The sequence below is a fragment of the Janthinobacterium agaricidamnosum NBRC 102515 = DSM 9628 genome (assembly GCF_000723165.1).
Lineage (GTDB): Bacteria > Pseudomonadota > Gammaproteobacteria > Burkholderiales > Burkholderiaceae_D > Janthinobacterium > Janthinobacterium agaricidamnosum.
In genome coordinates, this window is the sequence record NZ_HG322949.1 from 3751805 (window position 1) to 3773924 (window position 22120).

Consider the following 22120-nt stretch of genomic DNA (forward strand, 5'->3'; position numbering starts at 1 on the left):
TACCGTTCCAGGGCCGCTAGCAGCACCCTATTTTAACAAAGGTCTGATTCGTATGGCTGATTTATCCGTTGCAAGCGACCCGGCGCCGGCCGTGGTCACTTTTCCCGACTCCCCGTTCAGGCTGCACCAGCCGTTTTTGCCGGCCGGCGACCAGCCGACCGCGATCGCCCAGCTCAGCGAAGGCATCGAGGATGGACTGGCGTTCCAGACCCTGCTCGGCGTGACCGGCTCGGGCAAGACCTACACCATGGCGAACGTAATCGCGCGCATGGGACGGCCGGCCATCATTTTTGCGCCGAACAAGACGCTGGCGGCCCAGCTGTATAGCGAGTTCCGCGAATTCTTCCCGCAAAACGCGGTCGAATATTTCGTCAGTTATTACGACTATTACCAGCCTGAAGCCTATGTGCCGCAGCGCGACCTGTTCATTGAAAAAGATTCGTCGATCAATGAACACATCGAACAGATGCGCCTGTCGTGCACCAAGTCGCTGATGGAGCGGCGCGACGTGGTGATCGTCGCCACCGTCTCGGCCATCTACGGTATCGGTAATCCGAACGAATACCACCAGATGATTCTGACCTTGCGCGTCAAGGACAAGGTCAGCCAGCGCGACGTGATCGCGCGCCTGATCCAGATGCAGTACAGCCGCAACGAAGTCGATTTCGGCCGCGGCACCTTCCGCGTGCGCGGCGACACCATCGACATCTTCCCGGCCGAGCATGCCGAGCTGGCGGTGCGCCTGGAAATGTTCGACGATGAAATCGAATCGATCCAGCTGTTCGATCCGCTGACCGGCCGGGTGCGTCAAAAGATTCCGCGCTTCACCGTCTATCCCGGTTCGCACTACGTCACGCCGCGCTCGACCGTGCTGCGGGCGATCGAAACCATCAAGGACGAATTGCGCGAACGGCTGGAATTCTTCCGCAAGGAGACCAAGCTGATCGAAGAGCAGCGGCTGGAACAGCGCACCCGCTTCGACCTGGAAATGATGACCGAGATCGGCTTCACCAAGGGCATCGAAAATTATTCGCGCCATTTGAGCGGCGCCCTGCCCGGCGAGCCGCCGCCGACGCTGGTCGACTACCTGCCGCAGGACGCGCTGATGTTCCTCGACGAGTCGCACGTGCTGATCGGCCAGCTGAGCGCGATGTACAACGGCGACCGTTCGCGCAAGACCAACCTGGTCGATTACGGCTTCCGGCTGCCGTCGGCGCTCGACAACCGGCCGCTGAAATTCGAGGAATTCCAATCGAAGATGCGCCAGACGGTATTCGTCTCGGCCACCCCCGCCGAGTACGAGAAGCAGCATTCGGACCAGGTGGTGGAACAGGTGGTGCGCCCGACCGGCCTGGTCGATCCGCAAATCATCGTGCGTCCGGCCAGCAGCCAGGTCGACGACCTGATGTCGGAAATCCTGGACCGGGTCAAGAAGGATGAACGGGTGCTGGTCACCACGCTGACCAAGCGCATGTCGGAACAATTGACCGAATACCTGAGCGACCATGGTATCAAGGTGCGCTACCTGCACAGCGATATCGAGACCGTCGAGCGGGTCGAGATCCTGCGCGACCTGCGCATCGGCACCTTCCATGTTTTAGTCGGCATCAACTTGCTGCGCGAAGGTCTGGACTTGCCGGAAGTGTCGCTGGTGGCGATCCTCGATGCGGACAAGGAAGGCTTCCTGCGCTCCGAGCGCAGCCTGATCCAGACCATCGGCCGCGCCGCGCGCAACCTGAACGGCACCGCGATCCTGTACGGCGACCGCATCACCGATTCGATGCGCCGCGCCATCGATGAAACCGAGCGGCGCCGCGCCAAGCAGATCGCCTTCAACACCGCCAACGGCATCACGCCGATCGGCGTCAAGAAAGCGATCAAGGAATTGATCGACGGCGTCTACAGCCCGCAGGAAGCGCGCGAAACGCTGCAGGCGGCGCAAGAGACGGCCAAGTACGAGTCGATGAGCGAGAAACAGGTCAGCAAGGAAATCAAGCGCCTGGAAAAACTGATGATCGACCACGCCAAGAACCTGGAGTTCGAAAAAGCCGCCCAGGTGCGCGACCAGCTGCACATCCTGAAGCAGCAGCTGTTCGGTGCGCCGGGCAGCGACAACGTAACGTCGATCGCCGGCAAATAAGCCGGCCAGCGGCGTTGGTCTGGCCGTCAGGGCCGCGGCAAGCGGTACACCACGCAATCCAGGTCGTAATGGGCTTCGTTGCCGATGTACTGCATGCCGAGGCGCTGCATGACCTTGATCGACGCGGCATTGTCGGGGTGGGCGACCGCATACACTTCCGCCACGCCGACCGCAGTGAAAGCGTGGGACACGATGGCGGCGGCGGCCTCGCTGGCATAACCCTGGCCCCAGCCGGCGCGCGCCAGGCGCCAGCCGATTTCCAGCGGCTGGCTGACCTCGCCGTCCAGGTGCTGCAGGCACGCCATGCCGACCATTTCGCCATCGTCCAGGCGGATCAAGGCCCACCACGAATAGCCCCACTCGGCCCAGCGCCGCGTAATGCGCTCGACAGCGGCGCGGGTCTTTTCTTCGGCCTCCGGCTGGCCACGGTTCAGATAGGTCATCACCACCGGATCGCTATTGAGCGTGCGCATGCGATCGTAATGCGCCTCGGTAATCGGTTCCAGGCGCAAACGCGCCGTGTGCAAAATCGTCATAGGGCCATCTCCAGAAGAAAAACCGGTCGAAGACAGGTGTGCTAATCTTGGCTACGCCATATCCATACCATCCGGCACAGTTGTCTCTTGCTCAGTTCCAGCCTCCCCGCCCATTTTCATCGGTATTTTCATCCGACACGCTTACTTTACAGGAATTCTTGTGGGCACGGAACCGGCCTCCATCCTTTTGCTACACAGGAGTGTCGGGACGCTGCCAGCCCGCTTGGGAATCGCGCAAAGCCTACGCGCGCGCCTCGTCAACCACAGTTTCATAACGAGAGAACATCATTTCAAAATGAACTGCTTGCAACTCAGATTGCGGCGCATTGCCGTTTTTTGGTCACCCCTCCTTCTCGGACATTAACATGCCTTCCATCGGCCATTTTTTACCCATCATTTCGATCGACTCGCCCCAGAATTCCACAGCGACGCCCCCGTCCCTGGCAACGAGCGCCGATCATCCACCTGGCATGGGAGCGGCGCCAAGTGCCTCAATGAAAAGAAAAAAACCGGACACCCCCAACCCGCCATCCCCCCAGGCAAAACGCCCCCGTGGTTACACTCAACACCGTGACATTTCCCATTGGCTTTCTTCCCAGTCGGCACACTTGGCGACTCCACCGCGAAATACGTCTCGCTTGTCAACGGAGGAGGGTTCAGAGCACGGCATTCACAACCCCTTCGAAGCGTCTTTCAATATTGAAGAGGCATTGAGCCGTCATGCCGCTGATCGCTGGGATAAAAGAGAAGACGGCCTGCCCCCTACCATGATTCATTTCAAAAATAATAGCACCCTCTATTCTCTTCAATTTGACAATAAATGGACCAATAGAAAGGTACTAGGTGAAGGTGGGCAAGGTAAGGTACGTATCGCCTGTCGGCAGGATGGCCAAGTTGTTGCAGTAAAAAAATATCATCTGGATGACGATGAGTCCTCTACGCACAATTCCTCTTCTTCAATCAAGGAATCCGAAGTTGAGTATTTTATTTATCAGATGCTTGGCAAAGGCCATCATTTCCCGGAAGTTTATGACATTGCACATGTGAAGAAAGGCAATGACATAAAATCTTATCTTTTCATGGAATTGATCAATGGAGAAGATGGCGAAAAGGTGCTCAAAAAAATCACTGATGGAGAATTAACACAATCCGAGGCGAGAGCACAAATCAAGCATATCGCCCGGCAATATATACAAGCGATTGCAGACATGCATGACAAGGGAGTGGCATCTCCCGATATGAAACCAGCGAACTTTATCCATACGCCATCTGGAAACGTGAAAATAATCGACTTTGGACTGGGTAAATACTTTCCGCCCGACCAGCGCGCTCAAGATGAATTTGATGGATTTCATGAGGACCATATCCAGCTGGCTGGGATACTTGTCAGTGCACTTGGCAGAGCGCTATTGGGACTTCGCTCTGCATATACTTACGAGGAGAATGAGTATGATTACGATGCGCTTCAGGACGAATTTGAGGAAGCGCTTGAGGCTATGCCCGAAGACGACGAAACAAGACTGGATGCTGAATCCCTGGCAATTTTTGCGGAGATGCTGAAAGACAAAATATCCCCACGCCAACTATTAAGCGAAAACTACTTTGCTGAATCGCCCCGAACTTGAGGCAAGCTCCCCATTTGAAATTCAGACGAGATCAGAAGCGAGGAGCGATGCTGCGCTGCGGTATAAAAAAAGACGATCCAACGATCGTCTTTTTTGTACCAGCAAATACCACGGCAAATTACTTCGCCGCTTCGCCTTTTTTAATCCACGCCGCCAGCTGATGCGGGCGCAGGCCGTCGTAGTCTTCGAACGGCTGGTGTATCCATGGGTTGTGCGGCAGTTCTTCCAGGAAGTAATCCGGACGCACCACCGAGCTGCCCTTGAGCCAGATCACCGCCGATTTGACTTCGGTCACGCCTTCGAAGTTGTCCTTCAAGTGGCGGGTCACCTTGTTCAGCGTGACGCCCGAGTCGGCCAGGTCGTCCACCAGCAAGATGCGGCCGGCCAGCGGGCCCTTGGTCATGGTCATGTACTTGGCGATGTCGAGGTCGCCGCGCACGGTGCCGGCTTCTTCGCGGTACGAGCTGGTCGACAAAATCGCCAGCGGCAAGTCGAAAATGCGCGAGAACACGTCGCCCGGACGCACGCCGCCGCGCGCCAGGCACAGCACCTGGTCGAATTTCCAGCCCGATTCGTACACCTTCAGCGCCAGGCGCTCGATCAGGCGGTGGTACTCGTCCCAGTTGACCCAGAGGTGTTGATCGTTCGATTGTGGGGTAGTCATGTCAGTTCTTTACTCTGGTTATTCGAATGGATGGCGCAAGACGATGGTTTCTTCGCGGTCAGGACCGGTGGATACCATATCGACTGGCACACCGACCAATTCTTCGATACGTTTGATGTAGGCGCGCGCGGTGGCCGGCAACGCCGCCAGCGACTTGGCGCCGACGGTGCTTTCGGTCCAGCCCGGCATCTCTTCGTACACCGGCACGCAACGGGCGGCTTCTTCCGCGCCCGACGGGAAGATGTCCACGGACACGCCGTCGATGGTGTAGCCGGTGCACAGTTTCAGTGTTGCGATGCCGTCCAGCACGTCCAGCTTGGTCAGGCACATGCCGGTCACGCCGTTGATTTGCACCGAGCGGCGCAGCAAGGCAGCGTCGAACCAGCCGCAGCGGCGGGCGCGGCCCGTCACGGTGCCGAATTCATGGCCGACTTGCGCCAGATGGTGGCCCACGCCTGCATCGGTCGGCAGTTCCGAAGGGAACGGACCGGAACCGACGCGGGTGGTGTAGGCCTTGGTGATGCCCATGATGTAGTGCAGCATGTTCGGACCGACGCCGGCGCCGGCCGACGCATTGCCCGCCACGCAGTTGGACGAGGTGACGAACGGATAGGTGCCGTGGTCGACGTCGAGCAAGGAACCTTGCGCGCCTTCGAACAGCAGGTTGGCGCCGGCCTTGTGCGCGGCGTACAGCGCGCTCGACACGTCGGTCACCATCGGACGCAAACGCGGCACGTAGGCCAGCGCGTCATCCAGGGTTTTCTGGTACTCGACGCGTGGCGCCTTCAGGTAGTGCTCCAGCACGAAATTGTGGTAATCCAGGTTTTCGGCCAGTTTTTCGGCGAAACGTTTTTCGTTCAGCAAGTCGGCGACGCGGATCGCGCGGCGCGCCACTTTGTCTTCGTAGGCCGGGCCGATGCCCTTGCCGGTGGTGCCGATCTTGGCCGCACCGCGCGCCGCTTCACGGGCCAGGTCGAGCGCCGAGTGGTAAGGCAGGATCACCGGTGCGGCGTCCGACACTTTCAGGCGCGACGCGACTTCGACGCCGACTTTTTCCAGCTTGTCGATTTCGCGCAGCACGTCCGGCACCGACACCACCACGCCGTTACCGATGTAGCAGGCGACGCCCGGGCGCATGATGCCCGAAGGGATCAGTTGCAAGGCGGTTTTGACGCCGCCGATGACCAGCGTGTGGCCTGCATTGTGGCCGCCCTGGAAGCGCACCACGCCCTGGGCGTGATCGGTCAACCAGTCGACGATCTTGCCTTTACCTTCATCGCCCCATTGGGTGCCGATGACAACGACGTTCTTTGCCATAATTTTCTTTGACATCACTTAACCTAAGTTTTTAAGAATCCAGCTACTACCATTATCGGCAAGCACCAGCGCGCGATCGCACTCGAACTCGTCTTGTTCATTACTGTGACCAGGCATGCTCTGGATCACCACCTCGCCCGCTTTGCGCAGCGCGGCGATTTTTTCCTTCAATTCTGGTGCGTTGCCCCACGGTGCGCGGATCGAATGCTTGCGCTCCGCGGTCGGCAACAGGCGCGCCAGTTCGCGCAAGTCGAGCGAAAAGCCGGTCGCCGGGCGGGCCCGGCCGAACGCTTCGCCGACGTGATCGTAACGGCCGCCGCGCGCCACCGCGTTCGGCAAGCCCGGCACGTACAAGGCGAACATCGCGCCGCTTTCATATTGATAGCCGCGCAAGTCGGCCAGATCGATCGCCACCTCGGCGCGGCCCAACGCCGAGCCGGCCAGCGCGGCGAGTTCGGCCAGCGCGCGGGTCACGCCCGGCAGCGCCGGCAAGACTTCGCGGGCGCGCGCCAGCACGTCGATGTCGCCATACAGTCCCGGCAACGCCAGCAAGGCGCCGCGCGTGGCGGCGCCGTACCCGGCGCTGATGTCGCGCAGGCCCGGCGCATCCTTGGCGCGCAGCAGCGCGTACAGCGCCGCTTCGTCCTTCAGCGCGGCCGCGTCTTCGACGATGATGGCGCGCAGCAGTCCGGCATGCGACAAGTCCAGCCGCACTTCGGTGAAACCGGCCAGGGCCAGCGAGGCCAGCGCCAGTTCCTGGATTTCAGCGTCGGCTTCCAGGCCGCCGTGACCATACATTTCGGCGCCGATCTGCAGCGGTTCGCGGGTCGCGTGCAAACCCGACGGACGGGTGTGCAGCACGCTGCCGGCGTAGCACAAGCGGGTCACCGACGCGCGGTTCAGCAAGTGCGCATCGATGCGCGCCACCTGGGTGGTCATGTCGGCGCGCAGGCCGAGCATGCGGCCCGACAGCTGGTCGACCAGCTTGAAGGTGCGCAGGTCGGTATCCTTGCCGGCGCCGGTCATCAGCGACTCCAGGTATTCGAGCAGCGGCGGCATCACCAGTTCATATCCGTACAGACGGAAATTATCCAGCATCAAACGACGCAGCTCTTCGATCTTGCGCGCTTCCGACGGCAAAACATCGGCAATATTTTCGGGCAAAAGCCAATTCGGCATGAGGGAGCGAGTTACGGAAGAAAGTTGAAAAATGCACCATGCGAGGCAGCGGCGGGCGCGCCAGGCAAGAGGCCGAACCTGATATTTTACGCGAAAATATGGCGTTACAGGGAGGAATTGCCAAAATGATGTGCCAAAAACATCGGGGCCGGCCTTTGCGCGACGCCATTTTTGGAAAATAGCGACACTCAAAAACCGGCCCCGACGGGCTTGCGGCGTAGCCGCTACAGACTTACTTCCTGGCCGGAGCCGCCGGGCCGGCGGAGCCGGAACCCTTGAAGTATTTGAAGAAGTCCGAATTGGCGTCGACCACCATCACGTCGCCATGATTTTTAAAGGTGGCGCGATACGCTTCCAGGCTGCGGTAGAACTTGTAGAACTCCGGGTTCCTGCCAAACGCCTGGGCGTAAATCTGCGACGCCTTGGCATCGCCCTCGCCGCGGATCTTTTCAGCGTCGCGGTAGGCTTCGGCCAAAATCACGGTGCGCTGCTTGTCGGCGTCGGCGCGGATTTTTTCCGAATCGGCCGAACCGGTCGAACGCAATTCATTCGCCACCCGTACCCGCTCCGACTTCATGCGGTCGTACACCGAGTTATTGATCTGCTCGACATAATCGACACGCTTCAGGCGCACGTCGATGATCTCGACGCCAATCAGCTTGGCTTCCGCCACCACCTTGGCGCGGATCGATTCCATCACCTTGCCGCGCTGGCCCGAAATCACTTCGCGCACGGTGCGCTTGGTGATTTCATCGTTCAGCGCCGCCTTGACGATTTGCGACATGCGGTCGCGCGCGCGGCCCTCATCGCCGCCGAAACTGACGAAATACAGTTTCGGTTCGATGATGCGCCATTTGACGAAGGCATCGACCAAAATGTTTTTCTTTTCGGCGGTGATAAAACGTTCCGGTTCAGGCGTATCGATGGTCAGGATGCGCTTGTCCAGGTACAGCACGTTCTGGAACGGCGGCGGCAGCTTGAAGTGCAAGCCCGGCTCGCTGATCACCTGCTTGACCTCACCCAGGGCGAACACGATGGCGTACTTGCGCTGGTCGACCACGAACACGGTGGACGACAACAGCAGGATCACGATAAAGCCCGCGATCAGGGCTGCTACGATACGATTCATTAACGACTCTCCCGTTCACGTGAGGAATCCCGGGAACGACTGCGCGACCCTTCGATGACGACTTCCTGCGGCAGCACGGCATTGACCGGCGGCTGCGGCGCGGCGGCGGCACTGGCGGCCGCGCGCGCCGCGGCTGCCGTGGCGTCGCCGGCGGCGGCCTGGGAGATCAGCTTGTCGAGCGGCAGATACAGCAGGTTGCTGCCGTTCTTGGCGTCGACCATGACCTTGCTGGCGCTGGAGAACACTTGCTGCATGGTTTCCAGGTACATCCGGTCGCGCGTGACGGCCGGCGCCTTCTGGTACTCGACCAGCACTTGCTGGAAGCGCGAAGCATTACCCTCGGCGTTTTCAGTGACCAGCGAACGGTATGCCTCGGCTTCCTGGATCAGGCGGAATGCCGCGCCGCGCGCTTTCGGGATCACGTCGTTGGCGTAGGCCTGGCCTTCGTTCTTTTGACGCTCGCGGTCCTGGCCCGCCTTGACGGCGTCGTCGAACGCGCTTTGCACCTGCTCCGGCGGCTGCACCGCCTGCATCGTGACGTTGGTGATTTGCGCGCCGACCGCGTAACGGTCCAGCACATGCTGCATCAGCTGCTGCGTGTCGAAGGCGACCTTTTCGCGGCCTTCATACAGCACGAAGTCCATCTTGCTGCGGCCGACGATTTCGCGGATCGCCGTTTCGGCGACCTGGCGCAGCGACTCTTCCGCGTCGCGGTTGTTGAACAGCCAGGCCACCGGGTCCTTCAGCGTGTATTGCACCGCGAACTGGATGTCGATGATGTTTTCATCGTCGGTCAGCATCAGCGATTCGCCGGCCTGCTTGTTCTTCAGCGTCGAACGGTAGCCGACTTCCACCGTGCGCACTTGCGACACGTTGACGATTTCATTCGACTGTATCGGATACGGCAGGCGCCAGTTGAAGCCGGACGGCGTGGTATGGCTGTATTTGCCGAACGTCAGCACCACGCCGGACTGGCCTTCCTGGACGATGAAGGCGCCGCTGGCAAGCCAGATCAGCACGGCGATGCCGCCGACCACGCCGGCGGTGATGCCGGCGCCCTTCATGTCCGGACGCTGGCCGCCGCCCCCCGCGCCACCGCCATTGTCGGGCCGGTTCTTCTGGCCGAAAAAGGCGTTCAGGCGCTGGTTGAAATCGCGCCACAGTTGGTCGAGGTCGGGAGGACCTTCGCCTGGCTTTTTGCCTTCTTGGGCTTTCTTGCCGTCATCCTTGCGATTGCCCCAGCGGGGATCGTTGAGGGATAACTTCAAGCCTAGTTTTTTGTTGAGGTTGACAAGCATACTATCGTGTTCCGACTTGGGAGTGGGTTGGAATACTATCAGCCTGGTCAGCTTCTACTGCCTGATCCTGGCCGGCGTCATCCTGCAGATCATCCGCCTGATCGTCCTGCATTGCGGCGTCGCCGTGATGATAGAGATGGGCCGCCGCCGGCGCGTCCCTGGCCGCTTCGACGATGGCCTCACGCAACAGGTCGAGACCGCTGCCGGTCCGGGCACTGATGAAAACGCGGTGCAGCTTGTCGTTTTCATCGCGTTCGACCGACGGCTCCAGGTCAGCCGCGTCGATCTTGTTCCACACCAGAATCTGCGGAATGTGATCGGCGCCGATCTCTTTCAAGACCAGGTTGACCTGTTCGATCTGCTCCATGCGCACCGGCGACGCGGCGTCGACGACGTGCAGCAGCAAATCCGCGTGAATGGTCTCTTCCAGCGTGGCGCGGAAAGCCGCCACCAGCTGGTGCGGCAATTCGCGCACGAAACCGACCGTGTCCGAGATCACCACGTTGCCCACTTCCTGGCCGAGATAGACCCGCCGCGAAGTGGTATCCAGGGTGGCGAACAATTGGTCGGCCACGTACACGCCGGCCTTGGTCACGGCGTTGAACAGGGTCGACTTGCCGGCATTGGTATAACCGACCAGCGACACTGAAAACGTATGGCTGCGGCCGCGCGAGCGGCGCTGGGTTTCGCGTTGCTTGTGCAGCTTTTCCAGCCGCGCGCGCAAGGCCTTGACACGGTCGCCGATCAGCCGGCGGTCGGTTTCCAGCTGGGTTTCGCCGGGACCGCGCAAGCCGATACCGCCTTTTTGCCGTTCCAGATGGGTCCAGCCGCGTATCAGGCGGGTGGCCAGATGCTGCAACTGGGCCAGCTCGACCTGCAATTTTCCTTCGTGGCTCTTGGCGCGCTGCGCAAAGATATCGAGGATCAGGCTGGTACGGTCGAGCACCCGGGTATTCAGGCGTTTTTCCAGGTTGCGCTGCTGGGCAGGCGACAAGGCGTGGTTGAAGATGACGATTTCCAGCCCGTCGTTGAGGACGGCGTCGCCGATTTCATCGGCCTTGCCGCTACCGACGAAATATGCGGAATCGGGACTGGAGCGCTTTGCCGTGATGGTCATGATCGGCTCCGCTCCCGCGGAACGCGATAGCAACGTCAATTCCTCGACGCTGGCGGCAAAGTCGCCCTGGCCGAAATCGACGCCGACTAGGGCCGCGCGCATGGCAGCCCGGCGATGGTTGAGTGGAAGGCCCGGCCTGGGACCGTCATGCTCAACGGTTTACTCCGCTTCGGATTCAATATTGAGATTGACGGCGCGAGCCGGCACCACTGTCGAGATGGCATGCTTATAAACCATCTGGGTTACCGTATTGCGCAGCAACACGACATATTGATCGAAAGATTCGATATGGCCCTGCAATTTAATGCCATTAACCAGGTAAATCGACACTGGAACATGCTCTTTGCGTAATGCATTGAGGAATGGGTCTTGTAACAGTTGCCCTTTGTTGCTCATAACAGCTCCATAATGTTGTTGTATTTAAGAATTGGAGGCGACTCGCTTGATTTCAAGTGCTGGGGCATCATTCTCTGCAAAGAGAATGATGCCTCGGAGCTACTGTAACCTGTTTTTGCGCTGCCTGTCGCACGAACCTTATTTTTTTTATACGACCTGAGCCGTATTAACGCGGTATTGCCGCAAACGTTACGCCAGAAGGCATCTGCCGGGTTTTATTTCGGCGTTCGGGCAAATGGATTTTTACCGGTACGCAATTCAATGCGCAACGGCGTGCCGACCAGTGAGAATGTATCCCGGAAATGTTTTTCCAGATAACGCTTGTACGGGTCGCCGACGGCGTCCAGCGCATTACCGTGAATCACGATCACCGGCGGGTTCATGCCGCCCTGGTGCGCATAGCGCAGTTTCGGACGGATCGATCCCTTGCGGCGCGGTTCCTGCTTCTCCACCGCCTCGATCAGCGCGCGGGTCAGCTTCGGCGTCGACAGGTCGCACATGGCGGCCGCGTAGGCCGCGTTGAGCGACTTCATCAGCGGAGCGATGCCGCTGCCCTTCAGCGCCGAAATGAAGTGGGTCTGGGCAAACGACAGGAAGTCCAGCTTGCGGTCGATATCGATCTTGATTTCGTCGCGCTGGTGCGATTGCAAGCCATCCCATTTATTCACGCCGACCACCAGCGCACGGCCGGTTTCCAGCACGAAGCCGGCGATATGCGCATCCTGCTCCGAGATATCCTGCTGCGCGTCGAGCAGCAGCACCACCACGTTGGCTTCGGAAATCGATTGCAGGGTTTTCACCACCGAGAATTTCTCGATCGCTTCGAATACCTTGCCGCGGCGGCGGATGCCGGCGGTATCGATCAGCGTGTATTTCTGGCCGTCGCGCTCGAACGGAATCTCGATCGAGTCGCGGGTCGTGCCCGGCATGTCGAAGGCGATCACGCGCTCTTCGCCCAGCAGCGTATTGACCAGCGTCGACTTGCCGACGTTCGGCCGGCCGACGATGGCGATCTTGATGCCGCGGTCGGCTTTTTCCAGCTCTTCCGGTTCTTCCGGACGCTGCGCAAAGGCCAGGTCCAGCGCCACTTCGACCAGGTCGGTCACGCCGTCGCCGTGGGCCGACGAAATCGCGTACGGATCGCCCATGCCCAGTTCGTAGAACTCGGACACCACCGCCGTATAGCGCATGCCCTCGCTCTTGTTAACCACCAGCAATACCGGACGACCGCTCTTGCGCAGGAAGTCGACGATGGTCTTGTCGTGCGGCGTCAAACCCTGGCGGCCGTCGACGATGAAGACCACCACGTCGGCCTCGGCCACGGCTTGCTTGGTTTGCAAGGCCATCTGGTGCATGATGCCTTCCTTGGCGACGGGCTCGAAACCGCCCGTATCGATGACCAGGAAGGGACGTTCGCCGACACGGCCCTCGCCATAGTGACGATCGCGCGTCAACCCAGGCAAGTCCGCCACCAGCGCATCGCGCGAGCGGGTCAGACGATTGAATAAAGTCGATTTCCCAACGTTGGGTCGACCTACTAGTGCAATTACCGGCTTCATTGTATTACTCGACCGCGAAAGCGGTCACTGTCCCTGATTGGGTTTGAAAAATCAAATTCGTGCCGGCGATGACCGGGTCCGATACGATCGAACTGCCGTCGGTGCTGACACGACCTATTATTGCGCCATCTTCCCGTGACAGGAAGTGGATGTAACCCTGATAGTCGCCGACGGCGACGGTGCGCCCGAACGATGCCGGGGTCGACAGGCGGCGGAAAGCCAGCGTGTCGGTTTTCCATGCATTCTGGCCGCCTTCGCGGCTGAAGGCCGAGACCGCGCCTTTTTCATCGGCGGTGAAGACGAAGCGCTGGTCGACCGCCACGCCGACATCCGACGACTGGTCCTTGTTCCAGCGGCTGACGCCGGTAGCAGCGTCGAAGCAGGCCACCTTGCCCTGGTACGTCACGGTGCAGATATCCTTATCGAACAGTACCGGCGTGCCCGAAATATCGGTCACGCGTTCCAGCTCGGTCGCGCCGCGCGGCTCGCCGACCACCGATTCCCAGCGCTGCACGCCGGTCGCCAGCGCCAAGGCCAGCAATTTGCCGCCCGGCTGGGCGATGTACACGTTGGCGCCGCCGATCACCATGCCCGGCGCATTGCGCAGCGTCAGGGCCGGCGTGGTGCGCTGCACGGTCCATTTCTTTTCGCCGGTCCTGGCATCCAGGCCGACGATGCGGTTATCCACGCTGCGCACCACCACCACGCCCTGGCCGACCACCGGGGCCGACAGGATTTCGCTGGAAGCCTGCTGGGTCCACAATGGCTTGCCCTGGCCGTCGAAAGCCAGCACCACGCCCTTGATGCCGCCCACCGCCACCACCGCGCCATCGCTGCCGACGCCGCCGGTCAGCTCATTGCCGGCCTTGACGCGCCACTGCTCGCGTCCGCTTTGCACGTCGAGCCGCGCCAGCGCGCCGTCGTTGCTGGCGACAAACAGGCTGCCATCGGCCAGCGCCGGCGTGAAGCTGTACACGCCAGCCTTGCCGATCGAGTATTTCCAGCTGGTCTTGACAGGCAATTGCGACTTGATGTCGACCAGCTTGGCCGGCTGGTTCTTGGTTTCCTTGGAGGCGAACGGATTTAATGACGAACATCCGGCCAGCACGGCCAGCAAGCTTGCAGCTATCAGTTTCTCGGTGATGCGCATGAGTTTAACCCTACCTATCTCTTGTTTTTCTATAGCCGCGGCGGCGGCGCCCTGGCGCTGCCGCCGCGGACCGCGATATTAAGCGGCTGCTTTTGCGTCAGGCAAGGTGCCGCCGATCGCTTCGAGCTTGACTTCGATCAGTTGACGGCCAGGGCTTTTCTTGTCGGTCGCGGCCAGCGCGGCCAGGTAGGCGGTGCGCGCTTCGGCGATCTTGTTTTGCGCCACCAGGATGTCGCCCTTGCGGTCGGCCACGGCGCCGGCAAATTGCGCGGTGGTGTCGCCAGCCAGCACTTTCAGCGCTTCATCGTAGGCTTTTTCATCCAGCAGCACGCCCGCCAGGCGCAGCTTCGCCACCGCCTGGTATTCCTCGGAACCATGGTCGGCCACCCATTGCAGCTGGGCCTTGGCGGCTTTCAAGTCGTTGGCGTCGAACGCGCTCTTGGCCGCCACCAGCGCGCCCATCGGCGCGTAGGTGGTGCCGCCGAAACGCGACTGCATGTCGCCGGCGGCGCGCTGCACCTTGGCATTGTCCTTGGCCTTGACGGCGTTTTGCAACTCGTCATACAGCTGCGACGCCGACGCCGACTGGGTGCGCTGGTAATATTTCCAGCCAGTCCAGCCGCTATAACCTGCCAGCGCGACTATCAGCACCCAGGAAGTCAGGTTGCCGTACTGATTCCACCATGCTTTGAGGGAAGCTAATTGTTCTTGTTCTTCGTGATCGTATGCCATGTCTATTCAGTTTTGGGTAGTTAATCAAAGGTGAAACCGGGAACAGCGACGGGGTAAAACACAATCTAATCAGTGATGATAATGCACGTGGCCATCGCTGTGGTCATGGCCGCAATCGTTGCTGCCGACAATCTGGTCAACCAGGTAATCGACCACATCGTCGAACGGCACCGCGCTTTGCTGCTGCTCGGCGTCGGCTTCGCGCAGCGCCTTGACGTTGGCCACATGCTGCTCGACTTCGGCGTCGCCGAGGATCACGGCAAACGCCGCGCCGCTGGCGTCGGCTTTCTTCATCTGGTTCTTGAAGGCCGCGCCGCCGTTGCTCGCAGCGCAATGTAGCACAACGTCCAGGCCGGCATCGCGTATCCGCTCGGCCAGCACGAACGCTTGCAATTGCGCGCCCTCGCCCTGGTGCACCAGATACACGTCGCACAGCGCCGGCGCTTCCGGCGCGCCGGCGTCCTTCATCAGCAACACCAGGCGTTCGATGCCCATCGCAAAACCGACCGCCGGGGTCGGCTTGCCGCCGAACATTTCGACCATGCCGTCGTAGCGGCCGCCGGCGCATACCGTGCCTTGCGCGCCCAGGTTGTCGCTGACCCACTCGAACACGGTGCGGTTGTAATAATCCAGGCCGCGCACCAGGCGCGGATTGATGGTGAACGGAATATTGTTGTGGTTCAAGATCTTTTGCACGCCCTCGAAGTGGGCCAGCGATTCCGCGCCCAGGTAATCGAGCAGTTTCGGCGCGCCATCGACCATGTCTTGCATGGCGGGATTCTTGGTATCGAGAATGCGCAGCGGATTGCTGTGCAGGCGACGCTTTGCCTCTTCGTCGAGCAAGTCGGCGTGGCCTTCCAGGTAGGCGATCAAGTCGGCGCGGTGCAGCTGGCGCTCGGCCGCGTCGCCGATCGAGTTCAGTTCCAGGCGGATATTTTCCAGGCCCAGGTCATCCCACAGGCGGCGGCACATCATGATCATTTCGGCGTCGATATCCGGGCCGGTGAAGCCGATCGCTTCCGCGCCGAACTGGTAAAACTGGCGGTAGCGGCCCTTTTGCGGACGCTCGTGGCGGAACATCTGGCCCTTGTACCACAGCCGTTTCGGACCTTCGTAGACCAGGTTGTGCTCGACCACCGCGCGCACCACGCCGGCCGTGCCTTCCGGGCGCAGCGTCAGCAAGTCGCCGTTCATCGAGTCGGTGAACGAATACATTTCCTTTTCAACAATATCGGTGACGGCGCCGATGGCGCGCGCAAACAGCCTGGTTTCTTCGACGATCGGCGTGCGGATATGCTGGAAGCCATAACTCTGGAAGACCGACTGGGCAGTGTTTTCAAACAATTCCCACAGCGGCGCATCGGCCGGCAGCAAATCATTCATGCCTTTGACGGCGCTGATCTTTGCTGGTTTTTTATTTTCTGACATGATGTTCTATCTTCTATTGTGTTCTTGAAGGCCGCAATTGCTTGCAGCCGGGCTAGTCAGACCGTGGCCGCCTGTTTGCCGTAATGGCTTTTCACGTAGTCCAGCACGATGTCCTGGAATTCCTCGACGATGCGCTCGCCGCGCAGCGTCACCACTTTCTGGCCGTCGACAAATACCGGCGCGGCCGGCGATTCGCCGGTGCCGGGCAGGCTGATGCCGATATTGGCGTGTTTCGATTCGCCCGGGCCGTTGACGATGCATCCCATCACGGCCACGTTCATGCCTTCCACGCCCGGATAGGCTTTTTTCCATTCCGGCATCTGCTCGCGCAAATAGCTTTGTATATTATCGGCCAACTCCTGGAACGTGGTCGAGGTGGTGCGGCCACAACCCGGACAGGCGATCACCATCGGCGCGAACTTGCGCAAGCCCATGGTTTGCAAGATTTCCTGGCCGACGATCACTTCGCGGCTACGGTCGCCGCCCGGCTCCGGCGTCAGCGAAATGCGGATCGTGTCGCCGATGCCCTCCTGCAGCAGCACCGACAGCGCGGCGGTCGACGCGACGATGCCCTTGCTGCCCATGCCCGCCTCGGTCAGCCCGAGGTGCAGCGGGTAGTCGCAGCGCCTGGCCAGTTCGCGGTACACCGCGATCAAATCCTGCACGCCGGACACCTTGCACGACAAGATGATCTTGTCGCGCGCCAGGCCCAGCTGTTCGGCGCGCACGGCGTTTTCAATCGCCGACGTGACCAGCGCTTCATACATCACCGCCTGCGCAGGCCAGGGTTCGGCGCGGCCGGCGTTTTCATCCATGATGCGCGCCAGCAGCGCCTGGTCCAGGCTGCCCCAGTTGACGCCGATGCGCACCGGCTTGTCATATCTGCAGGCCGCTTCGATCATTTGCGCGAATTGCGTGTCGCGCTTGGCGCCCTTGCCGACGTTGCCCGGGTTGATGCGGTACTTCGACAGCGCCCGCGCGCAATCCGGATAATCGTTGAGCAAGGTGTGGCCGTTGTAATGGAAATCGCCGACCAGCGGCACGTCGATATCCATCTTGTCGAGCTGTTCGCGAATGTACGGCACGGCGGCGGCCGCTTCCGGCCGGTCCACCGTCAGGCGCACCAGCTCGGAACCGGCGCGCGCCAGTTCCTTGATCTGGATCGCGGTGCCGATCGCATCGGCGGTATCGGTATTGGTCATCGACTGCACCACCACCGGCGCATTGCCGCCGACGTAGATGCGGCGCTGGCCGTGGGCGATCAACACGCTGCGGCTGTCGCGCCGGGACGACGGGCCGGAGCCGATCGCTTCGATAACTGTAGTCGGGGAAGCCATGATTATTTCAGATTCAAACGTGAAGTGGTACCGCCCGGCACTGGCGTCAGTGTCAGCGGCGCGCCGCGCAAGGTCGCTTGCACGCCGGCCGGCTTGCCGACCACCAGCAGCACCGGTTCGGTGACGTTGACGGTTTCCGTACTGCCCGCCTTGACCAGGCGCGACATCAGCGGCGCGCCGCCGGCGCTGCGCCGCACTTCGATCCAGGAATCCTGGGTCGTGGTCAACACCAGCGCATTGGCCGCCGCGGCGGCATCAGTGCCGGCCGCCGGGGCGGCCACTGGCGCGGCGGCCGGCGTTGCCGCCGGGGCCGGAGCCGGGACTGCGGTGGCCGGCACCGCCGGTGCAATCGCCGGCGCCACATTCGAGGTCGCGGCCGCGCTGTCGCCGGCTGGCGGCGGCACCGAAATCAGCGGCACCGAATTGGTCGGCGACGGCAGCGGCGACAAATCCTGGCCCGGCTTGACCAGCGTGGTTTCGACCGCGCCCGTACCCACCGCCGGGGCGTGCACCGCATCCTTGTCGGCGTGCGCCAGCAGCGATGGCGGAATATATCCCATTTTATAGGCGCCGAAAGCGGCGGCCAGCGCCGCCACCAGCACCGCGCCGGCGATCCAGCCGGCCTTGTTCGACGACCGCTGGGTCAGCGACGGAAAGCGCGATTCGGAAAACGAGGCCGAGATTTCGCGCCGGGCCGGCGCGGCTTCCTGGGCCGGCTCCTGATTGACGGCAATCATCGCCACCAGCGGCGCGGCGTCCAGCTTGACCACTTTGGCGTAGGCGCGCACAAAACCGCGCACCACCGCCAGGTTCGGCAAGGCCGCGGTATCGCCGTCTTCCAGTGCGATGACCTGGCGCGGCGCCAGCTTCAGCTGGTCCGCCACCTGTTCGATGCTCCAGCCCAGCGCCACACGCTGCGCCTTCAGTTGCGCGCCCGGCGCTCCCAGGTTGCGCTGGGGCTGTGGCTGCTCTGCCCACTCTGCATTCATTGGTATCCCTGTCTCACTCATCAAACGCCCCACGTTGATAAGCAGCATACTCGGCCGAACCGGCATGGCGGCGGCGCAATTGCGTCGCCAGGCCAGCTTCCGCACCCGTGTCGCCGAGCTTATGCTGCACCTTGATTCCGAGCCACAGCACATCGGCTGTCAGGCTCTCCATTTTTGCTATTTTACTCAGCCTGGTCATGAAAGAGCCGGCCCGTTGATAATCCCCGCGCCCGTAATACACGCGCGCCAGGTTGAAATTGGTTTCCAGCAAATCCGGCGTCAGTTGCAACGCTTGCAATAAATACGGTTCGGCGCCAGCGTAATCCTTCAAGTTTACACGGCAAGAGCCAGCATTGTTCAACACATTGCCCTTGGAGGCATCGGTGGCCGGATTTTTCAGCGCCAGGTCGAAATACGGCAGCGCTTCCTTTTCACGGCCATGATGGCACAGGAATGCCCCATAATTATTATTCAGGTCAGCATTATTTGGCGCCAGCTTCAGGGCGCGCTGGTAATTATCTTGCGCCAGCGGCAACTGGTTCATGTCCGAATAAATCAGTGCTCGCACACCATACGATTCGGCGCTGTCCGGATCGGCTTGCAACGCCTTCTTGATTTCATCGAGCGCCACCTCCAGCTGGCCTTGCTGGTAATAACCGATCGCCAGCTCGCGGCGGATTTCGGCGCGTTTTTGCCCCGCCGTCATATCGGAACTGGTCAGCAATTCGGCCGTGCCGCTGCCATTCCCGGCGCCGCCGGCACAGCCAGCCAGCAGCCCGGCCAGGCATAAAGCGGCCAGCGGCAGCGCGCAGCGCTGTACCAGTCCCGGCATCAGGAACGGATCTCCACGATCTTGCCGAAGTTGGCGCCGAATTTTTGCTGATATTCGCTCATTTTTTCCATCCGCTGCTGGACCCGGGTGCGGTCCTGGACTTCGCCGGCCAGCTGGCCGCAGGCGGCGTCGATATCGTCGCCGCGCGTCTTGCGCACGGTGGTGACGATGCCGCCATCCATCAGCACCTGGGCAAACGCCTTGATGCGCGGATTTTTCGACCGCAACAAACCCGATTCCGGGAACGGGTTGAATGGAATCAGGTTGAATTTGCAGTTGAGACCGAATTCGCGGTCTTGCACCAGCGCCAGCAATTCACGCGCATGCTCGTCGCTGTCGTTGACGCCGTCCAGCATGCAGTATTCGAAGGTGATGAAATCGCGCGGCGCGAATTCCAGGTAGCGCTTGCAGGCCGCCATCAATTCCTTCAGCGGATATTTCTTGTTCAGTGGAATCAAGCCATCGCGCAGCGTATCGTTCGACGCATGCAGCGACACCGCCAGCGCCACCGGCACCTCTTGCGACAGCTTGTCCATCATCGGCACCACGCCCGAGGTGGACAAGGTCACGCGGCGGCGCGACAGGCCGTAGGCGTTATCGTCCAGCATCAGCTTGAGCGCGGTGACGGTCGGTTCGAAATTCAATAAAGGCTCGCCCATGCCCATCATCACCACGTTGGTGATCTGGCGTTCGCCTTTCGGGCCGGGTTCGATGCCCTTGGTCCTGCGCAATTCAAATTCCGCCATCCACAGCTGGCCGATGATTTCGCCGACCGTCAGGTTGCGGTTGAACCCTTGCTTGCCGGTCGAGCAGAAGCGGCAATTGACGGCGCAGCCGGCCTGGGTCGAGATGCACAATGTGCCGCGGTTATCTTCCGGAATGAACACGGTTTCCACGGCATTGCCGTTGCCCACGTCGACCAGCCACTTGCGCGTGCCGTCGGTCGAGGTATGGTCGCTGATCACGGCCGGCGCGCGCACTTCGGCGCGGGTCGCCAGCTTGTCGCGCAGCGACTTGGCCAGGTCGGTCATGGCGTCGAAATCGGACGCGCCGAACTGGTGTATCCAGCGTTGCAATTGCTTGGCACGGAACGGTTTCTCTCCCAACTCGGCGCAATAAGCGATGAGTTGCGCGGGATCGAGGTCCAGCAAGTTGGTGAGTGTCGTCGTGTTCATAATTTTTTCAAAACAATTCTAAAAATCCGTTCCCGCGCGCAGCGGCGCGGCGGAAACGGCGGTGTATTACTTAACTTAAGCCACTTCCGGGAAGAAGTAAGCGATTTCTACTTTAGCAGCTTCGACAGCGTCGGAACCGTGTACGGCGTTAGCGTCGATCGAATCGGCGAAATCGGCGCGGATGGTGCCTTTTTCCGCTTTCTTAGGATCGGTCGCGCCCATCAGGTCGCGGTGTGCCAGAACGGCGTTTTCGCCTTCCAGGGCCTGGATCATGACTGGGCCCGACACCATGAAATCGACCAGGTCTTTGAAGAAGCCGCGTTCTTTGTGCGCGGCGTAGAAACCTTCAGCTTGTTCGCGCGACAGTTGGGTCATGCGAGCAGCGACGATTTTCAAGCCAGCGTTTTCGAAACGGCTGTAGATTTGGCCGATTACGTTTTTTGCAACTGCGTCTGGTTTGATGATCGACAGGGTGCGTTCGATTGCCATTTGTGAAAACTCCAATAAAAAGAAAGGTTTAAAACGATAAATTGATAACTCAATCAACCTTCGATTTTACCATACAACACCCTGCATCACCCATAAGCTTGCGCTGATGGCATCATCAAATAACTTGTTTAATTGATTCTTAAGCAGGTTTTTTTGCGAAAATCAGCAGTCATGCTATGCTTTGCATAAGGAATAACCTGAGCTAGGGGTGTCTAACAAAATTCTCGGGGTGACGCAATACCACACGACCGGGGAGATTTTGTTAGACACTTCCAGAATTGAACCACGACTTGGAGGCAGTATGAATCAGAACATGCAACGAACCTTTGACCTGTCGGGCGGCATGCAGCAAGTACGCCATCGCGTACTGCGCAACACCTATTGGCTGCTGGCGCTGTCGATGATCCCTACTGTGCTGGGCGCCTTCGTCGGCGTGCAGCTGCACCTGCCGATGCTGCATGGCGGCATGGGCTTCATCATTTTCATGGCAATCGCCTTCGGCTTCATGTTCGCGATTGAAAAAACCAAGAATTCCGGCCTCGGCGTTGCCGTATTGCTCGGCTTCACCTTCTTCATGGGCTTGATGCTGACGCCGATCCTGACCCGCACCCTCGGTTATTCGAACGGTGGCGCACTCATCATGACGGCATTCGGCGGCACCGCGACCATTCTGGCCGTGATGGCGACTATCGCCACGGTATCGAAGCGCGATTTTTCGGCGATGGGCAAATGGCTGTTCGCCGGCGTGATCGTGCTGATCCTGGCATCGGTGGCCAACATTTTCCTGGGCATGTCGGCGCTGTCGATCGTGATCTCGGTGATGGCGATCGCGATTTTCTCGGCCTACATCTTGTATGACGTGCAGCAAATCATCAACGGTGGCGAAACCAACTACATTTCGGCCACGCTGCGCATCTACCTCGATGTGTACAACATCTTCACCAGCCTGCTGTCGCTGCTGGGCTTCGCCGGCGGCAGCCGCGATTAAGATGCATACGTAACGCAAAAAAACCGGCCCATGGCCGGTT

Annotated in this window: 20 protein-coding genes; 3 read left to right on the forward strand and 17 right to left on the reverse strand. The window is 60.3% G+C overall.

Annotation, left to right across the window (positions count from 1 at the left end):
- Window positions 1–52 precede the first annotated feature (52 nt).
- Window positions 53–2140: an excinuclease ABC subunit UvrB gene (uvrB, locus tag GJA_RS15985; RefSeq protein ID WP_038494003.1), complete on the forward strand. Its 2088-nt coding sequence runs from the start codon at window positions 53–55 to the stop codon at window positions 2138–2140.
- Window positions 2141–2166: 26 nt separating this feature from the next.
- Here uvrB and GJA_RS15990 read toward each other — a convergent pair whose 3' ends face one another.
- Window positions 2167–2676 carry a GNAT family N-acetyltransferase gene (locus tag GJA_RS15990; RefSeq protein WP_038494006.1) on the reverse strand — a complete coding sequence of 170 codons (510 nt, stop codon included), beginning with the start codon at window positions 2674–2676 and terminating at the stop codon, window positions 2167–2169.
- Between the two features lie 365 nt (window positions 2677–3041).
- Here GJA_RS15990 and GJA_RS26815 point away from each other — a divergent pair, with 365 nt between their 5' ends.
- Entirely contained in the window at window positions 3042–4301 is a 1260-nt protein-coding gene (locus GJA_RS26815; RefSeq protein WP_144241566.1) for a protein kinase domain-containing protein, read from the forward strand.
- 118 nt (window positions 4302–4419) lie between these two features.
- Here GJA_RS26815 and GJA_RS16000 read toward each other — a convergent pair whose 3' ends face one another.
- The 16 genes from GJA_RS16000 to ndk form a co-directional block, all read right to left on the reverse strand.
- Window positions 4420–4965: a phosphoribosyltransferase gene (locus GJA_RS16000; RefSeq protein ID WP_038494013.1), complete on the reverse strand. Its 546-nt coding sequence runs from the start codon at window positions 4963–4965 to the stop codon at window positions 4420–4422.
- An 18-nt stretch (window positions 4966–4983) separates the two neighbouring features.
- Complete coding sequence (locus GJA_RS16005; protein ID WP_038494016.1) at window positions 4984–6297, reverse strand: adenylosuccinate synthase; 1314 nt, start codon at window positions 6295–6297, stop codon at window positions 4984–4986.
- A gap of 3 nt (window positions 6298–6300) precedes the next feature.
- Window positions 6301–7461: an ATP phosphoribosyltransferase regulatory subunit gene (locus GJA_RS16010; RefSeq protein ID WP_038494019.1), complete on the reverse strand. Its 1161-nt coding sequence runs from the start codon at window positions 7459–7461 to the stop codon at window positions 6301–6303.
- Between the two features lie 232 nt (window positions 7462–7693).
- Entirely contained in the window at window positions 7694–8590 is an 897-nt protein-coding gene (gene hflC / locus GJA_RS16015) for a protease modulator HflC (RefSeq protein ID WP_038494020.1), read from the reverse strand.
- A complete protein-coding gene (gene hflK / locus GJA_RS16020) occupies window positions 8590–9888 on the reverse strand; it encodes an FtsH protease activity modulator HflK (RefSeq protein ID WP_038494023.1) in 1299 nt (432 codons plus the stop codon). Before hflK ends, hflC begins: the two co-directional genes overlap by 1 nt.
- Before the next feature lies 1 nt (window position 9889).
- The gene (gene hflX / locus GJA_RS16025) at window positions 9890–11107 is read right to left on the reverse strand and encodes a GTPase HflX (protein ID WP_038494026.1); all 1218 of its coding nucleotides are present in this window, start codon (window positions 11105–11107) and stop codon (window positions 9890–9892) included.
- A gap of 57 nt (window positions 11108–11164) precedes the next feature.
- Window positions 11165–11401 (reverse strand): RNA chaperone Hfq, encoded by a 237-nt coding sequence (gene hfq / locus GJA_RS16030; RefSeq protein ID WP_008450615.1) that lies wholly within the window; start codon window positions 11399–11401, stop codon window positions 11165–11167.
- A 215-nt stretch (window positions 11402–11616) separates the two neighbouring features.
- Window positions 11617–12960: a ribosome biogenesis GTPase Der gene (gene der, locus GJA_RS16035; RefSeq protein ID WP_038494031.1), complete on the reverse strand. Its 1344-nt coding sequence runs from the start codon at window positions 12958–12960 to the stop codon at window positions 11617–11619.
- A 4-nt stretch (window positions 12961–12964) separates the two neighbouring features.
- Complete coding sequence (gene bamB, locus GJA_RS16040) at window positions 12965–14110, reverse strand: outer membrane protein assembly factor BamB (RefSeq protein WP_038494034.1); 1146 nt, start codon at window positions 14108–14110, stop codon at window positions 12965–12967.
- A gap of 78 nt (window positions 14111–14188) precedes the next feature.
- Window positions 14189–14842 (reverse strand): tetratricopeptide repeat protein, encoded by a 654-nt coding sequence (locus GJA_RS16045; RefSeq protein WP_038494037.1) that lies wholly within the window; start codon window positions 14840–14842, stop codon window positions 14189–14191.
- Window positions 14843–14911: 69 nt separating this feature from the next.
- Window positions 14912–16270 carry a histidine--tRNA ligase gene (hisS, locus tag GJA_RS16050; protein ID WP_038494039.1) on the reverse strand — a complete coding sequence of 453 codons (1359 nt, stop codon included), beginning with the start codon at window positions 16268–16270 and terminating at the stop codon, window positions 14912–14914.
- Between the two features lie 56 nt (window positions 16271–16326).
- The gene (gene ispG / locus GJA_RS16055; protein ID WP_038494042.1) at window positions 16327–17607 is read right to left on the reverse strand and encodes a flavodoxin-dependent (E)-4-hydroxy-3-methylbut-2-enyl-diphosphate synthase; all 1281 of its coding nucleotides are present in this window, start codon (window positions 17605–17607) and stop codon (window positions 16327–16329) included.
- Between the two features lie 2 nt (window positions 17608–17609).
- On the reverse strand, window positions 17610–18596 hold the full coding sequence (locus GJA_RS16060) for a RodZ domain-containing protein (protein WP_038494046.1): 987 nt from the start codon (window positions 18594–18596) through the stop codon (window positions 17610–17612).
- Between the two features lie 13 nt (window positions 18597–18609).
- On the reverse strand, window positions 18610–19428 hold the full coding sequence (gene pilW / locus GJA_RS16065) for a type IV pilus biogenesis/stability protein PilW (protein ID WP_038494049.1): 819 nt from the start codon (window positions 19426–19428) through the stop codon (window positions 18610–18612).
- Window positions 19428–20603, reverse strand: coding sequence for a dual-specificity RNA methyltransferase RlmN (rlmN, locus tag GJA_RS16070; RefSeq protein WP_038494053.1), 1176 nt, complete (start codon window positions 20601–20603; stop codon window positions 19428–19430). Before rlmN ends, pilW begins: the two co-directional genes overlap by 1 nt.
- Before the next feature lie 75 nt (window positions 20604–20678).
- Window positions 20679–21092: a nucleoside-diphosphate kinase gene (gene ndk, locus GJA_RS16075; protein ID WP_038494056.1), complete on the reverse strand. Its 414-nt coding sequence runs from the start codon at window positions 21090–21092 to the stop codon at window positions 20679–20681.
- Window positions 21093–21393: 301 nt separating this feature from the next.
- Here ndk and GJA_RS16080 point away from each other — a divergent pair, with 301 nt between their 5' ends.
- Window positions 21394–22080 (forward strand): Bax inhibitor-1/YccA family protein, encoded by a 687-nt coding sequence (locus GJA_RS16080; RefSeq protein WP_038494059.1) that lies wholly within the window; start codon window positions 21394–21396, stop codon window positions 22078–22080.
- Window positions 22081–22120 lie beyond the last annotated feature (40 nt).